The organism is Ochrobactrum sp. SFR4, from assembly GCF_019730395.1.
GTDB lineage: Bacteria > Pseudomonadota > Alphaproteobacteria > Rhizobiales > Rhizobiaceae > Pseudochrobactrum.
Genome location: NZ_JAAPBB010000006.1, coordinates 158,813 through 175,245, shown reverse-complemented (window position 1 = coordinate 175,245; position 16,433 = coordinate 158,813). Strand labels below are relative to the sequence as shown.

Below are 16,433 nucleotides of genomic sequence, written 5' to 3'. Positions count from 1 at the left end.
GAATGTCAAAGACATATACAATATCCGACCTTAAAGCCCGACCAGAGTTTCTTGGCGATGCAGCCGACCGCGTGTGGAATGCATGGTGGCGGCAGGATGGTCATGAACTGGACTTTATCAAAGGCCTGTTCGAAGAAAACCTCACAGCAGAGAGCACACCAGTTGCTCTTATCGCTCATGACGGTGCTGAATTTCTCGGGACTGCATCACTGATTGACAGTGATATGGAAGCCCGCCCGCAATATACGCCATGGGTTGCAGCTCTCTGGGTTGATGAACAACAGCGCTCGCATGGCATCGGCAGCGCGCTGATTAAAGCGACGATTGAAAAAGCCCGTGCACAAGGTTTTCCGGAAATTTATCTCTGCGCGGAAGCCGATAAACATGAATATTACACGGCACGCGACTGGGTGCTGATTGAAGAGAATATTGATGATCTCAATATTTACCGTATAGCACTCTGATCAGAGCGGTTTACGTCCGGATTGGATCATAGCGCCCGCACTAAATTCTTTAGTTTGTCGCATTACAGCCGTCGAATTGGTCCAACTTGACTAAATCAAGAATGTGCAAATTGATCCAATTTGGCTGTGAAATGCTCTAGAGTTCAAGGCGGCGTTCGAGAAAATTTTGTCGCGTTGTTCTGATGATACGCTGCAAAATTTTCTCGCGGCCAAAATCAAGCCGTACATCAAAAACAGCAATGTCGCGCAGCCAGTTGCCCTCAACGGCAGATTGCAAACCATGCAGGCGCACATAATCTTTCGCCGTTGTGGCCAAAATCAGATCAGCTTCCCGCGCATCGGACAAAAGCTGACGGATATCTTCCGGCTTATAATTATAATGATCGCCAAATGAGCGGTTGATCACCACTTCCCCGCCCAGTTCGGTCACACTGTCATAGAATTTCTGCGGATTGCCTATGCCCGCAAAAGCGAGAAACTTTTTGCCCTCGGCCGGTTGCTCCGCCACCGAGACCAGACGTGCATCAAAAAACGGCTTATTACTGCGTGCCGCCATGCGGATCACATTTTCCGATGCATCCTCACCTTTCAGATGGTTCGGCGTAATGCGGAGCAAAGCTGAAGCCTGCTGCATCTGCGCCATCAAAGGTGCCCGCAAGGGTCCTGCCGGAATGATTTTTCCGTTGCCGATCCCGCGTGAAGCATCCACCACCAGCAGCGCGTAATCATAAAACAGACGTGCACTCTGAAAACCATCATCCATAATGATGAAGTTGCAGCTATGCTTTTCCAGCAATTGCGCGGCATGCAAACGATTGGCCGAAACCGCGACCATGGCATGTCTTGCCAGCAGCAGCGGCTCATCGCCGGTCAACTTGGCCGTATCCTGATCCGGATCCACAAGATGCACACCTTTAAAAGAACCGCCATAACCACGCGAGACTATACCGGGCTTAAAGCCTTCGGCCTTTGCAGCCTCGGCAAAGGCGATACAAGTCGGCGTTTTACCCGCTCCGCCAACGGTGAAATTGCCGATACACAAAACAGGCATGGCAATTTCCGGCGGCTCCGCATTCACCATCCGCTTTTTAGCAACCGAGCCATAAATCGCAGCCACCGGCGACAGCAATGCAGACTGCCAGCCAGCCTTACGCCACCAGAAGCCTGAAATATCTGCCGGTGTCTTATTTGCAGCCATCACGGCTGCTCCGCTGCATCTGTCTCAGTCAGAGGTTCAACAACTGTCGTATCCAGACGGGATTTGACAGCCAGTGGCCGGATAAAAGGCTCAAGCGCCGTAAGAGTGCGTTCCAGCGCACCGCGCATATCACCGACCGTGCGTTTTCCGGCCTCGGTCATGGTTTTCAGCTTTTCCGGATTATTGAACAGGAAATTCACCGCGCCAGCCAGCATATTATGATCGCTGACAAGTTTTGCGCCGCCATTTTTAATCAGACGCTGATAGGATTCACGGAAGTTCTGTACATTACGACCGGACAAAACTGCTGTGCCGAGCATTGCCGGTTCCAGCGGATTTTGTCCGCCCTCACCGGTCAGGGATTTGCCAACAAAGGCAATCTGTGACAGGCGCAGATACAAGCCCATTTCGCCGATTGTATCACCAAGATAAACAGCCGTTTGCGGAGTGACCTCCTCATTACGACTGCGCTGTGCAACAGTAAGCCCCTTGGCTTCGATCATCGTACGGATTGCCTCGGCGCGATCCGGATGACGCGGTACAATCATAGTCAGTAAATCCGGATGGCGGGTGCTGAGCATTGTATGCACCGTTGCTGCAATATCTTCCTCACCCTCATGGGTGGAAATCGCAGCCCAGACTTTGCGCTTGCCAATTTGCTGTTTCAGGCGTTCCAGTTCCTGCGGATCAACCGGCGGGGCATCGGTATCCACTTTGAGATTGCCGGAAATCGTGACCGGACGCGCACCAAGCTGGCGAAAGCGTTCACCATCCGCATCAGACTGCGCCACCACATGGGCAAAATTTTCAAACAAAGCCTCAGCAACGGAACTGCGCTTTTTCCATTTTGCATAGGAACGATCAGACATGCGTCCGTTGATCAGGATTTGCGGAATATGGCGTTTGCCAAGTTCCAGAATGGTCATCGGCCAGATTTCGGATTCGCATTTAATCGCCACATCCGGTTGCCAGTGATCCAGGAAACGGCGCACGGCAGGTAGTAAATCCAGCGGTACATATTGGTGAATAACCCTATCACCAAGACGCTCACCCACCAGCGCAGCAGAAGTGCGCGTGCCGGTCGTCAGCAGAATGCGAATATCCTGCGCCAGAAAGTGCTCGATCAGTGGCAGAATAGCAGTAAACTCGCCCACACTCGCGGCATGCATCCAGACCAGCGGCCCGTCAGGACGGGCGATCTGGCTGCGGCCGTAACGCTCGGCACGGCGGGTACGGTCTTCTTTGCCTTTCGAAACACGATAGCTGATATAGGGCCCGATCAGCGGATAGGCCGCACAACTGGCAGCCTTGTAGATCTTAAGAACAGTACGGGCCCATTTTTCACTCATTCTTGTCTCCATACCGGTCAGTTCAAATCAAATAAGAGCTTGTTTTGCCCTGCAAAACCTAAAATGCCGGAAAACACGGAATACGGAAATGGCTGCCACAGAATGCAACCCGTTGAAATCTTGCACGAAGATGCACAGTACACCAAGCCAAGAGCATTTCCAGTTTATCTTGTATCATAGGAAACGCTCTATCTTTTTGTTTTTGCGCGTATCTTATCCGAAAACCGCTTTGCACTTTTCGGAATACGCTCTAATTTCAGCTTATGCACCAATAACTGAGACTCCAGCCATTATACAAAAAACGCCGGAGACTATCATAATTTATTATCAGCGTGCGGGAGGTGGCAGCATTCCCAATTGTTGATAGGCTGCAAAGGTGGCAGCATCGAGTTTGCGGGTCAACTCCAGTCGTTTTTCCTCAAGTAAATTTTCATCCGCATCCGCAGGCACCCAAACCGGATCGGTTGTGGTTGCAGCAGAACGCCCGAAAGGCAGCGGAATTGAGGTTTTGTCCCAGCTTTTTTCCAGAATTTTGCTTCGTGAAAAAGCATAGGCAACCGGCAGGATCGGGCGTCCCGATAATTTGGCCAACAGGATAATCCCCTGTCCCGCCTCACGCAGCGGACTATGTGCCACATCAGCAATCATGCCGGTACTGGTGCCCTGATCCAGCGCCCGTTTCAGGGTGAGCAAAGCACGCGCACCGCCCTTACCGCTATTATCGCTGTCGGCGCGTCCACCGGAACCGCGAACCGTTTGCAAACCGAGCTTTTCCGCCACACGGGCATTGAGCTCCGCATCGGCACTGCGTGAAAACATAGCCACAACCGGCACGGATTTATCGCGCACAAACGGCCCCATCAAATGCTGGCCATGCCAGAAAGTGACAATATAGGGCGTTTGCTTTTTTTGGGATGCAATCGTTTCGTAAAACCCCGGCAGGCGTTTATTGGTTGCATAAACCAGCCGGAGATAGCCCGAAATCAAATTGACCAGCACCGTCTTCAGAACTTCTGAACGCGCCAAAGGCCCGCGAATACGCTGCCAGGCGCGTTTCAAAAACTTGGTCAGAAATCCGGTTCGGTGCGGTTTGTCACCTGCCACAGTCAGAACGCGCGTCAGGCTTTGTCAGCAGAGCGCACAGCTTCAGCAACTGCACTTGCAGGATCAAGCAGACGATGCATATGCACGATGAAATAACGCATATGGGCGTTATCAACGGTCTGTTGGGCCTTGGATTTCCAAGCCATTTTAGCGGCTTCATAATTCGGATAGATGCCGACGATATCCAGCTTGTCCAGATCGCGGAATTCCATGGAATTCAGCGTCTTCAATTCACCGCCGAATACCAGATGCAGCAGTTGTTTGTTTTCACCAGATGCGGTCATGTTTCTAATCCTGTCACTGAGATTATGTTTTGCCGGAGGCAGAGCATTTATAACCTGCCTTTGTTGCCGCCCTCTTTAGAGCGGTTTACGTCCAAGTTCAACCGGAGTACTTATTGCACACTCTTTAATTTATCGTATTTTCTAAAGCACCCGCGACAAGCCGGCTCAGGAATAATTCTGATCCGACAATAACTGCCGTACAACGCTCAGCATTTCTTCTTCAAAACCCGCAACCGCAGCCACCAGCACATCATGGCTGAACGGTTTTTGACCCGCAACTGCACCACCTGCCGCGCCATAGCTAAGTGCCTGCCCCTCAAGGGTCAAAAGCCTGCCTCCGGCCTCGGAAAGCAGCAGATCCGCCGCTGCCAGATCCCAGTCATGAGCACCGCCGCGCACGAAAGTTCCGGCCAGTTCACCGCGTCCGACCATGGCAATACGATAAGCCAGCGACGGCACATAGGGCGAGAAAGCTGCCTTACTGCGAAAGCCTTCCGGCAGATCATTAAAATGTGAGCGCGACATCGCCACAGGATAGCTGCGGCCATCCGCAGGCAGCAGCGCTGCAACCGGCTTGCCATTCTGGAAAGCACCCTGACCGCTGACGGCGCTCAGCACCTCTTTACGCACCGGAACATCCAGTACACCGCAACGCGGCTTGCCCTGATCGATCACTGCAATGCTCACGCACCAGCGGTCATCACCTGCAAGAAATGCGCGGGTGCCGTCAATCGGATCGACCACAAATGCCCGTTCTCTGCCGGTACGCTGCTGATCTGTTGCCGTTTCCTCTGAAATCCAGCCATAATCCGGCCGCGCCTGCAACAAAAATTCCTGAAGGAAACGATCAACGGCTAAATCCGCCTCACTCACCGGAGACTGACCGCCTTTCAGCCAGACTTCCGGATTATTACCGTAATAGCGTAAGGCAATTTTACCCGCTTCCGCTGCCGCTTCACGGATGAGTTGAAGGTCATCGCTGTCTGCTATTTGATTGGTTGCTTCTTTAGTTTCCGGCAAGCGTCATTCCTTCAATGACCAGCGTTGGTGCTGCGGTCCCGTAAGACCGGTCGAGATCGCTGGCAGCGGTCATATTCATAAACATATCTTTGAGATTGGAGGCGATAGTCACTTCACTCACCGGAAAGGTCAGTTCCCCGTTTTCAATCCAGAAACCGGAAGCACCACGGCTATATTGTCCGGTAATCATATCCACGCCCTGACCGAAAACCTCGGTGACATAGAAACCGGTGCCGAGTTCTTTCATCAGTTCTTCCGGTGTGCGTGCACCGGCCTCAATCGCCAGATTGGTAGAGGACGGCACAACTGTTGAACCGGAGCGCACACCACGGCCGTTAGTTTCCAGCCCCAGTTCACGGGCGGTCGAGCCGGAGAGGAACCAGTGCTTCAGCACACCATCCTCAATCATGGTCAGCTTTTCACCGGCAATCCCCTCACCGTCAAACGGACGGGAAGATGAACCGCGCAGGCGCATCGGATCATCAGTGATGCTGATCCCTTTGCTCAGAACCTGCTGTCCCATTTTATCTTTCAGAAAACTGCTTTTACGGGCGACAGATGCACCATTGATGGCACCGGCAATATGACCGGCCATGCCGCGCGCCACACGCGGATCAAACATCACATTGACTGCGCCGGTTTTCATCTTGCGCGCGTTGAGGCGGCGCACAGCCCGTTCACCGGCGGTGCGGCCAAGATCTTCCAGCTCCGGCAAATCGGCAAAATGCAGACGCACGCGCATATCATAATCACGCTCCATCGCGGTGCCTTCACCGGCAATCGCGCTGACAGAGCGGCCAAAACGGCTCAATGTATAAAATCCTTCAAAACCGCCGGAGGTCACCAGCACCATACCGCCCAAACCGGCAGAAGCTGTTGCACCCCCGGAATTGGTGACACCGGCAACTCCCCGCGCAGCTTCTTCCATTGCCAGTGCATCTTCAGTCATGCGTTTGCTGTCAATCTGCGTCGGATCGAACAGATCAAGATAGGCAATTTGTTTAGCCAGTTTTGACGGATCAGCCAGCCCCTCATAGGCATCTTCCGGCGAGACTTTTGCCATCGCAACGGCACGTTCTGCCAGTGCGACAGGATCAGCCCCTTTATTGGCACTGGCCGAAATACTTGCAATGCGTTTACCAACAAAAACCCGCAGCGAAAAATCATCACTTTCCGAGGCTTCAGTCGCTTCCACTTTGCCCAAACGTACGCTGACATTGCTGGAACGGCTGCGTACAACCACCGCATCGGCATGATCCGCACCGGCTTTTTTAGCCGCGGCGACGAGAAACCGTGCCTGATCGGCGAGTTTTTGAGCAGAGCTTTGTGCGTCCATCATTCTTCCTGTCATTAATCTGGCCTGGTGGTTTCGTGATAATTCACCGCTCGCATTTTGTAATCTGCGTGCAGTCAATTATCAGATTTTGCCGCCTGTATAGGTTCTATATACGGATAAGCCATGTATTTTTTAAGTCTCATTTTATGTTTGTGTGTGACAACTCAGTCCTGAAGAAACATCTACGGGAAAACAGACACTTTCTTCAAAATAATAGCCTTAGTGTTTTAACCATATTTATGACTTCATATTTGAAAACGATGAACCCATAAACGTGATTTTTTTCTTTAAAAAACCGTTATCTGCACGCGTTATTTCATATTATGTTCGGCATGATTTGCCTGCAGCATTGGATTTGATAATTTTCTGCCGGTAGTTTATTCCGCACCCGCCCCGACAAACGTAATATGTGATGTTTTAATTATGGAAAACAATATTTCCATCGGCAGTCTTTATCTGCAGACCCTGATGATCCTCGGCGGAGCAATCATTGCCGCACCGTTGTTCAAGCGTATGGGGCTGGGAACCGTTCTGGGCTATCTGGCCGCCGGTGTGATTATCGGCCCGATTGCCCGTTTTATTACCGATGGTGAAGAACTGCTGCATTTCTCCGAACTGGGCGTGGTGTTTCTGCTGTTCATCATCGGTCTTGATCTCAAGCCCTCCCGCCTCTGGTCTCTGCGTCATGCGATCTTCGGCCTTGGTCTGGCACAGGTAGCACTGTGTGCTGTCACTCTTGCCTTTCTGGGCGTTTATGTTGCCGGTCTTCCCGTACCGGCGGCGATTATCGTCGGCTGCGGCTTTGCACTTTCCTCAACCGCCTTTGCTATGCAAATTCTGGAAGACAAAGGCGAAACCAGCCAGAAATACGGGCAAAAAGCCTTTGCAATTTTGCTGTTTCAGGATCTGGCGATCGTCCCTATTCTGGCGCTTATTCCTGCGTTGTCACCGGGCGAAAGCTCGCAAAGTGCTGCGAATTTCCATGTGGCAGCCGCACTTGGTGCCATTATTATTCTGATTATTGCCGGACGCTATTTGCTAAATCCGATGTTCCGTATCATCGGCAATACCGGTGCACGAGAAGTGATGATCGCCGCCGCTTTGTTCGTCGTTCTCGGTTCGGCAGCGCTGATGGAAGCTGCAGGCCTGTCCATGGCGATGGGCGCATTTATCGCCGGTGTGCTGCTGGCAGATTCCTCCTACCGTCATGAACTGGCAGCCGACGTAGAACCGTTCCGCGGTATTTTCCTCGGCCTGTTCTTCGTCGCGGTTGGTCTGTCGCTTAATCTGGTGGTTATTCTCGATAACTGGCTAATGATCCTGCTGTCAGTTCCTGTGATTATTGTTACAAAAATCGCGATCATTTATCTGCTGTGCCGTATTTTCCGCACCAGCCATAATGATGCGGTCAAAGTCGCATTTCTGCTGCCGCAGGGCGGTGAATTTGCCTTCGTTCTCTTCTCCACGGCCAGTGCCGCTGCGGTCATCACCGATGCGCTGGCCTCTGAACTGATTGCGGCTATCACCATTTCCATGGCACTGACACCACTCTCTGTGACGCTCGGCAACCGCCTGCTGACGAATACGAAGCAGGAAGACGGTATGGAAGAAAATTTCGAAGGTGCCGGTTCCGATGTACTGATGATTGGTTTCTCCCGTTACGGACAGATTGCCTCGCAGATTTTGCTGGCCGGCGGTTCGGACGTGACGGTGATCGACAATTCCGCCAATAAAATCCGCGCAGCAGGCCGCTTCGGTTTCCGTATTTATTTTGGTGACGGGCAGCGCAAAGACGTGCTGGAAATGGCAGGTATCCGCAATGCCAAACTGGTTGCCATCTGTACCGAAAAGAAAGAAATCACTGACCGGATTGTTGATCTCATTCAGGCAGAATTTCCGGATGTGAAACTCTATGTCCGCTCCTTTGACCGTGAGCATACGCTGCAATTACGGGCAAAAGGCGTGGATTACGAGCTGCGTGAAACTTTTGAATCCGGTCTGTTGTTTGGCCGCAAAACACTGGAAGCGCTCGGCATGCCGGAAGACGAGGCTCAGACCATTGCCGATGATGTGCGTCAGCGCGATGAGGACCGCCTGCATGTACAGGCTTCGGAAGGTATTCTCGCCGGTCGTCACCTGTTGTTCAACAAGCCGGTTACGCCGGAACCTCTGGTCAAACCGACCCGTTCGGCAGTCCCGCTCGACAAAGCAACGGAAGAGACAAATTGCACCTGCCAAACCCTATCCCGAAGCAGGTATCGTCCTCACTCCGGCAAGCGAATAAATACATCGCTGGTCAAATACAAAAACGGCGCGGTGGTTATCCACCGCGCCGTTTTCTTATGTGATTATAAAACCAATCAATTCAGGCTTGGACCAACCACGAGAATGGCAGGATCTGCTTTGAGCAGTTTTGCAGCAACAGTCTTCACATCATCTGCGGTCACAGCATTAATGAGATCGGCACGGCGGTCGATATAATCACGTCCCAGATTTTGCTCCTGCAAGCCAACCAATGTGCGGGCAACGGCCACGGAAGAGTCCAGATTATTGATCGCATAGGCACCGATTGCAAAGCTCTTGGCTGCAGCCAGTTCTTCCTCTGTCACGCCGGACTTCGCCATGCGGGCCACTTCCGCGCGGATCACATCAAGGCTCTGCTGTGCACGGTCAGGGCGTGTACCGGTGGCGATATTGAGACTATTGGAATAGTCCCGGCCACTGAGACCTGAGCTGACCGTATAGGCGAGACCGCGCTTCTCACGCACTTCATTATAAAGACGTGAAGTAAAGCCGACACCCAGCACCTGATTCATCAGATAGGCTGCGAAGAAATCCTTATCGCTGCGCTTTACACCCGGATAAACCAGACTAACCGTTGTCTGTGGCAGATCATAGGTCACAGATGTTGTAGCGCCCAAAGCGAGTTTCGCCATTTCTACCGGCTTAAGCTCTGCTTTATCCTGCAAATTGCCAAAAAGCTTATCCAGCAGAGGTGCAAGTTCCTCGGCGCTGATCGCACCGACCACACCGATTTTCAGCTGATCTTTGCCAAACAGTTTCTTATGGGCACCCAGCAAATCTTCGCGGGTAATCGCTTCCAGCGACTGTACCGTACCCTCATCACGGCGTGCATAAGGATGCTTGCCATAGAGTACTTCTGCAAACTTCTGCGATGCAATAGTTGACGGATCATTTTGGGATGCTTTAATTCCGGTCACAATCTGCGCACGGATGCGGTCAATTGCGGCCTGATCAAAACGTGGCTTCTGGATAGCCAATGCCAACATGTCAAAAGCAGCAGGACTGTTTTCTTTCAGCATCCGCATGCCGCCGGAAATATTATCCTGTGTGGCGCTGAAACTCATCTCCGCACCGATATTATCCAGCCGCTCCTGATAGGCATCGGACGGCATATCACCCGCACCTTCATCAAACAGGCCGGTCATCAGATTGGCCAGACCTTCTTTGCCTTCAGGGTCTTGTGCACTGCCGCCCTTAAACGAAAAACGCACGGAGATCAGCGGCACACTACCGTCTTCCACCAGCCAGGCTTTGATACCCTTCGGTGAAGTGACCTCCTGAATATCCAAAGCAAAGGCTGGCAGGGTCGCCAGAAGTGCGAAAGCACCGGCCAGAGCTGCTTTTAGACCAAAAAAAGCCTTGTTGCGCGCAGGAACAATCTTATTGAACCCTGCTTCAGAGTGAAGAGAATATACCATTATTTTTTCACCTCTGATTTTGCATCTTTCGGCTTACTCTGATCAATTTCTGCCGGTTTACTCTCAGCAGCACCTGTTTCCGCTTTACCCCCAGCGGTTGGTTTTGCTGCTTGCTGTGCTTCTTTCGCTGCCCCGTCTGCCAGTGGCAGCAAGTAGCCGGTCACTGAAATGGATGGCTTCAGATAGCGTTCAGCCACATCCCGGATTTGCTCCGGCTTCACTGCGCGGATTTTATCCGGCCAGCCCAGAACATCGTCAACCGTTTGGCCGGTTGCCAGTGAAGAGCCATAAATCCGTGCCATACCCGTCTGGCTGTCACGGGCAAAAATCATTGCTTTGAGGAAGCGATTGCGAGCCTGATTGAGTTCGGTTTCAGTCACGCCCTCTGCAATCAGACGATCAACTTCCACATTCGCGGCGACCTGAACATCTTCCAGCGTGGCATCACCGCGCGGTGAACCATAGATCATAAAAGTGCCGTCATCTAACGCATCACCGGCATAATAGGCACCAGCGCTGGCTGCAAGCCCCTGCTCAACCACCAGCTCCTGATAAAGACGGCTGCGGATACCGCCACCAAGAATTTCACCCAGAAGATCAAGAGCTTCAGCATCGCCTTCACGGCCTTTGGCCTTGGCGTTGATATAAGACGGAACCACCCATGTGGAACTATAAGACGGCTGGTTCACACGGGCATCACGCAAAATGACCGTACGTTCGGTATGCTTTTCAGGCTCCTGCGGGCGGATACGCGGCGCAACTTCAAAGCGCTTCGGCAATTTACCATAGGTGCTGAGTGCCAGATCACGGACGCGCTCCGGCGTCACATCACCGGTCACCACGAGAATGGCATTATTCGGCGTGTAATAGCGCTCATAAAAACCAATCGCATCGCTAAGGCTGAGTTTTTCCATTTCCTGCTGCCAGCCAATGATCGGGCGGCGATACGGATGATTGTAGAAAGTCGCAGCGTTAATTTCTTCGCTCAGCATGGCTGAAGGATTACTGTCCACACGCATGCGGCGTTCTTCGAGAATAACATCGCGCTCCGGTACAATCACATCTTCGGTCAGAACCAGATTGGCCATACGGTCTGACTCATATTTCATCACCATTTCCAGCGCATCGGGAGCAATCTGCTGGTAGTAGCCCGTATAATCCGAGGAAGTGAAGGCATTTTCCTGGCCACCGATCGCTGCTACTTTGGCAGAGAATTCACCGGCCGGAACATTCTTGGTTCCTTTAAACATCAGATGCTCAAGAAAATGGGCAATACCGGATACACCTTCCTGCTCATCAGCGGCACCCACGCGATACCAGACCATCTGTGTGACAACCGGTGCACGATGATCGGGAATCACCACAACATCCATGCCATTGGTCAGCTTGAAACTGCTGACGCCTTTCTGGGTCCTGATTTCAGGCAGCGCGGCCGGCTGATTATCATTGGCCGGATTGGTCTGGGTGGTCGCAGCAGGGGCAACCTGCGCCTCGGCGGGCTTGGCAGCCTGCGCAAAAGATGCGCCCACAGTCGCAGAACTGACAATCAGCGCCAGCATGGATGTGCTGACCAGTTGCCGGCAAAAGGATAGATATGGCACGAAAAGTGTCCCTTCCTGTTTTGCAAAACACCTTTAATTAAACGAGATTGCGGCAAATTCGCAACCAGCCATCAAGAATTATGTCATGATGACAATAATTTAATTAATATGCCCCCAAAAAAGGCAGCACTATGCCGAAATGCAAATTGCCCGCACAGAGCGGGCAATTTGTTATCTAGAGCATAATTCCTTAAACTTGGATCAATTTAAGGAATTATGCTCTAATTTTAAAGTGTTAGAGCGACCTTTGTGTGCCAAATCTGGCACACGGCGCTCTAATGATAAAATTATCAGGTCAGTTCATAAAGCCTTATCGTGGTGATCCCGTAATTACGTTCATCACGCAATATGAAGCGGTCATCCAGCGTGATAACGGCTTCCGACACTTCTTCCAGAATCAAAAGCGTATCCGGTTTGAGCCAGCCGCCCTCAAGTGCAGAAACAAAGGCCTGTTCACCCAAACCTTTACCATAGGGCGGATCGGCAAAAACCAGATCAAATTCGCCCATTGTGCCGGTCGGACCCAATGCTGTTGCATTGCGGCGGAACACTTTTGTATGCCCCTGAAGGCCAAAAGCCTCCACATTCTGGCGCAGAAGACCACGCCCTTCTACGGATTCCTCAACGAAAACCGTATAGCGGCAACCGCGTGACAAGGCTTCAAGGCCAAGCGCACCGGTGCCGGCAAACAGATCCAGCACCCGTGTATTGTCCAGCTTCTCACGAAAACCATGCGTGATAATATTGAACAGACTTTCACGTGTCCGGTCGCTGGTCGGCCGGATTGCAGAGCTTTCCGGCGTCACCAGTGCACGTCCGCGGAATTTACCGCCGACAATGCGCATTAACGTTTATCTCCGCGCGGGCCGGAACGCGGTCCTGCGCCGCGAGGACCTGCACCACGAGGGCCGGACGGACGATTACCGGATGGTTTGCCACCCTGCGGTCCTTTGCCGAAAGGCTTGCCACCGCGACCGCCTTCAGGTTTGCCACGGAATGGTTTGTCGCCCGACGGACGATCACCAAACGGCTTCTTGTCGCCAAATGGCTTCTTGTCAAAATTGCGCTCACCGGAGAAACGACGCTCTTCGCGTGCCGGACGATCGCCTTCATCAAAAGAACGACGGTTTTCCGAGCGGAAGCCTTCGCGCTTGAAACCGTCACGATTGTCTTCATCGCGGCGGAAACCCTGACGCTTATAGCCGTCTCTGTCCTCTGTACGGCCCTGATAACCACGACCACCTTCTTCACGCTGCGGACGGTCATCACCGTCACGGCGTGAACGGCGGCGATCATCACCAGGGGTCGGCTTGGACGACGAATTATAGGCCTTGGCACCCGGTGCCATCCATACATTCACGCCGCGCGGACGCTGCGGCTGTGAACCGAACTTGTCATCATCCTTGTCACCACGGCCGCCTTTTGCAAAGCGCGGCTTGTCGAAGCCGCCGGAACGCGGTGCAGATGTGCTGAGGCGTGACAAACCATCTTCACGCCAGCTCTTACCATCACGATCACGCTGGAAAGGCTTACGTTCACCATCACGCGGCGCACGGCCTTCTTCACGACGATCACCTTCTTCACGGTCACGGCGGAACGGTTTACGTTCACCGTCCATACGCCCTTCGCCACGCTTGGCACCAAAGCCGCCTTTGCCGCCACGGCCACCGCCTGCATCCCGGCTGCTGGAAATCCAGTCGGATTTGTAACGGGAACGGCCTTCGCCTTCCTCGTCGCTGCCGCGCTCTTCATAAGCATCAAAACGCGGGCTGCGGGACGGCAATTCGCCCTTAACAGCTTCATTGGAGAATTCATTGAGGATCGGCGCATCAAAATCCGCACCGGAATCTTCAACCAGTTTTTCACCGAGCTGTTCACGCAGGGTACGACCACGGATTTCGCGCACCGCCCCCTCTTCCAGATCGCCCAGCTGGAACGGCCCGAAAGAAACACGGATCAGACGGGAAACAGCCAGACCAAGCGCACCAAGAATGTTCTTAACTTCGCGGTTTTTGCCTTCGCGCAGACCAATGGACAGCCAGACATTTGCGCCCTGCTCGCGCTCAAGAGTTGCTTCAACCGCGCCGTAGAATATGCCGTCAACAGCGATACCGTTTTTCAGCTCATCAAGCTGTGCCTGTGTTACTGTACCATGAGCGCGCACACGATAGCGGCGCAGCCAGCCGGTTGCAGGCAGTTCCAGAACGCGGGACAGACCGCCATCATTGGTCAGCAACAACAGGCCTTCGGTGTTGATATCAAGACGACCAACCGACAAAACGCGCGGCAATTCAGCAGGCAGTGCATCAAACACTGTCGGACGACCTTCCGGATCACGGTTGGTTGTCACCAGACCGGCAGGCTTGTGATAGAGCCACAGGCGGGTACGCTCAGCCTGCTGCAGAACTTTATTATCAACGGTAATACGATCTGTGCGCAGAACATTCACAGCAGGGCTGGTCAGCACTTTACCGTTCACAGCAACACGACCGGCAGCAATCATGCTTTCCGCTTCACGGCGCGAGGCAATACCCACACGCGCCAGACGCTTGGCGATACGTTCGCCTTCATCAGCGGCGCTCATATCAAAGCCGCGGGGCTTATCGCCGCGAGGTTCAAAACCACGAGGTTTGTCGCCGCGCTCACCAAAGCCGCGCGGCTTGTCACCACGGGATTCACCTTCAAAACGACGCGGACGGTCAGAACCTCTGTCATCGCGCGTACGCTCACGCTTTACAAAAGGACGCTTGCCGCGTTCATTATCATGATCGTCACGGGTCATTAGAATATCAGCCTTTCACCGGTATTTCTGCCCGGCGTCAAAAATCGAAAATCAGGATGCGGAAAGCCCTGCTGCAAAACCGCTGCGCGTTTTCGCCGGACATGCTTTATGCTAAATCATTCCGATCCGGCAAAATTTAGGATAAAGCTGGCACGATTGCAGCGCAGTTCTTATGCTACACACCTTATTAAAGCTACGCTCTAACAAATCATCACCGCGCTTGCGAGTAAAATATCTGAAAGGCTGCCGCACATTATGCAAAAAAACGCAACCGGCGGCAATTCCGGCAAGATGAACAACAAAAATTCACAATCCCCTGCGGCAAGTTTGTCTCCTGCAGAAAATTTGGTTTCCGTGACACATCCGGCAAGCAGCACCGCAAAGAACAGACAAATATCTCCTATGCAGGCCGCGATGGAAGAAGCCCGCGCCGCAGCTGCACGGGGCGAAGTGCCAATCGGCGCGGTCATCACACATAAAAACCGGATTATTGCCCGTGCAGGCAACCGCACCCGCGAGATTAATGATCCGACTGCTCATGCCGAAATTCTGGCAATCCGCATCGCCTGTGAAGCGCTGGAAAATGAGCGGCTCGGGGATTGCGATCTCTATGTGACGCTGGAACCTTGCGCCATGTGTGCGGCGGCAATTTCTTTCGCCCGCATCCGCCGTCTTTATTATGCTTCAAGCGATCCGAAGGGCGGCGGCGTGGAATATGGCCCCCGCTTCTACAGCCAGCCGACCTGCCATCACGCACCCGAGGTTTATTCCGGCATTGGCGAAGCCGAGGCAACCGACATGCTGAAACGCTTCTTTCAGGAAAAACGAAAATAAAAAAACCGCGTCCTGACAAAGGACGCGGCTTTTTCAAACTTCATTCAAACCCGAATTAAAGACCGAGCTTATCGCGCCAGCTTTTTGAGCCGGTGGCTTCAGCCTTACGACGGCGTTCTTTCTTCGCTTCGTCTTCACCCAGATCACCGACTGTAGCTGTGGCAGCTGGCTGGCGATAGCTGACCGGCGGCTCACTCAGATATTTACGCTGTGTGGCAGAACCGCCTGCGCGATCAAGCTGCGCCTGTTTGGCGGCAGCCGCAACTGCCGGATCCGCAACAGAATCACGTGATGCATAATCTTCACGACGGCTGGCACCGCTTGGCAAAATCTGACGGCGCGGCGTGAAATCGCTCGGGCTGTCCGGTGCAATCGGTGAAACGAAATTCGGATTGTCGCGGTTTGCTTCAATCTCTGCACGCAGACGCTTGCGGCGTTCTTCCGGCGATTCCGGCCATGAAGGATCACCGGCGCGGGCAACACTTTCCTGCGGCTGCGGCAGGCTTTCTTTCTGCCCGGCAACAGGCTTCACCAGCTCCGGACGCGGCTTATATTCAATACCGGTTCTCTTTTTCGGACCGATTGTAGCAATGGATGACATATCATCCAGCAATTGCGTGCTGGCTGACTTGCCTGTTCCATAGGTCGGATCGGACACGCAACCGGCAAGACCCAAACTGGCCAGCACTGTTGCGAAAGCGAAAATGCGTCCTTCAATCTTCATGAGCACCACTTTTAT

Annotated in this window: 13 protein-coding genes and 1 pseudogene; 3 read left to right on the top strand and 11 right to left on the bottom strand. The window is 53.0% G+C overall.

The annotated features are described in order from the left end of the window. Positions 1–2 precede the first annotated feature (2 nt). Positions 3–464 carry a GNAT family N-acetyltransferase gene (locus HBA93_RS09810; protein WP_221723144.1) on the top strand — a complete coding sequence of 154 codons (462 nt, stop codon included), beginning with the start codon at positions 3–5 and terminating at the stop codon, positions 462–464. Between the two features lie 136 nt (positions 465–600). Here the strand turns inward: HBA93_RS09810 and lpxK are convergent, their stop codons facing one another. The 6 genes from lpxK to HBA93_RS09780 form a co-directional block, all read right to left on the bottom strand. Further along, positions 601–1,662, bottom strand: coding sequence for a tetraacyldisaccharide 4'-kinase (gene lpxK, locus HBA93_RS09805; protein ID WP_221723143.1), 1,062 nt, complete (start codon positions 1,660–1,662; stop codon positions 601–603). After that, a complete protein-coding gene (gene waaA, locus HBA93_RS09800) occupies positions 1,662–3,011 on the bottom strand; it encodes a lipid IV(A) 3-deoxy-D-manno-octulosonic acid transferase (RefSeq protein WP_221723142.1) in 1,350 nt (449 codons plus the stop codon). The genes lpxK and waaA overlap by 1 nt, the downstream gene beginning before the upstream one ends. Positions 3,012–3,338: 327 nt before the next feature. After that, entirely contained in the window at positions 3,339–4,070 is a 732-nt protein-coding gene (locus HBA93_RS09795; protein WP_502910070.1) for a lysophospholipid acyltransferase family protein, read from the bottom strand. 59 nt (positions 4,071–4,129) lie between these two features. Beyond that, complete coding sequence (locus HBA93_RS09790) at positions 4,130–4,399, bottom strand: DUF4170 domain-containing protein (protein WP_022711233.1); 270 nt, start codon at positions 4,397–4,399, stop codon at positions 4,130–4,132. A gap of 165 nt (positions 4,400–4,564) precedes the next feature. Then, positions 4,565–5,419: a 3'(2'),5'-bisphosphate nucleotidase CysQ gene (locus tag HBA93_RS09785; protein ID WP_121991854.1), complete on the bottom strand. Its 855-nt coding sequence runs from the start codon at positions 5,417–5,419 to the stop codon at positions 4,565–4,567. Then, entirely contained in the window at positions 5,406–6,755 is a 1,350-nt protein-coding gene (locus HBA93_RS09780; RefSeq protein WP_221723219.1) for a TldD/PmbA family protein, read from the bottom strand. The genes HBA93_RS09785 and HBA93_RS09780 overlap by 14 nt, the downstream gene beginning before the upstream one ends. A 423-nt stretch (positions 6,756–7,178) precedes the next feature. Between HBA93_RS09780 and HBA93_RS09775 the strand changes: the two are divergent. Next, a pseudogene (locus HBA93_RS09775) lies at positions 7,179–8,972 on the top strand (monovalent cation:proton antiporter-2 (CPA2) family protein); the annotation flags it as partial. A gap of 143 nt (positions 8,973–9,115) precedes the next feature. Here HBA93_RS09775 and HBA93_RS24145 read toward each other — a convergent pair. From HBA93_RS24145 to HBA93_RS09760, 4 genes are all read right to left on the bottom strand, one after another. After that, positions 9,116–10,477, bottom strand: a complete 1,362-nt coding sequence (locus HBA93_RS24145; protein WP_286201845.1) for a M16 family metallopeptidase — start codon at positions 10,475–10,477, stop codon at positions 9,116–9,118. Beyond that, positions 10,477–12,036 (bottom strand): M16 family metallopeptidase, encoded by a 1,560-nt coding sequence (locus HBA93_RS09770; RefSeq protein WP_221723217.1) that lies wholly within the window; start codon positions 12,034–12,036, stop codon positions 10,477–10,479. Before HBA93_RS09770 ends, HBA93_RS24145 begins: the two co-directional genes overlap by 1 nt. 332 nt (positions 12,037–12,368) lie before the next feature. Beyond that, positions 12,369–12,923 (bottom strand): 16S rRNA (guanine(966)-N(2))-methyltransferase RsmD, encoded by a 555-nt coding sequence (gene rsmD / locus HBA93_RS09765; RefSeq protein ID WP_221723141.1) that lies wholly within the window; start codon positions 12,921–12,923, stop codon positions 12,369–12,371. Continuing rightward, entirely contained in the window at positions 12,923–14,860 is a 1,938-nt protein-coding gene (locus HBA93_RS09760) for a pseudouridine synthase (protein WP_221723140.1), read from the bottom strand. The genes rsmD and HBA93_RS09760 overlap by 1 nt, the downstream gene beginning before the upstream one ends. Before the next feature lie 402 nt (positions 14,861–15,262). On the opposite strand from HBA93_RS09760, the gene HBA93_RS09755 reads away from it, so the two are divergent. Next, complete coding sequence (locus tag HBA93_RS09755) at positions 15,263–15,694, top strand: nucleoside deaminase (protein ID WP_286201859.1); 432 nt, start codon at positions 15,263–15,265, stop codon at positions 15,692–15,694. A gap of 55 nt (positions 15,695–15,749) precedes the next feature. On the opposite strand, the gene HBA93_RS09750 is transcribed toward HBA93_RS09755, so the two are convergent. Next, positions 15,750–16,418, bottom strand: coding sequence for a hypothetical protein (locus HBA93_RS09750; RefSeq protein ID WP_121991860.1), 669 nt, complete (start codon positions 16,416–16,418; stop codon positions 15,750–15,752). Between the last annotated feature and the right edge of the window lie 15 nt (positions 16,419–16,433).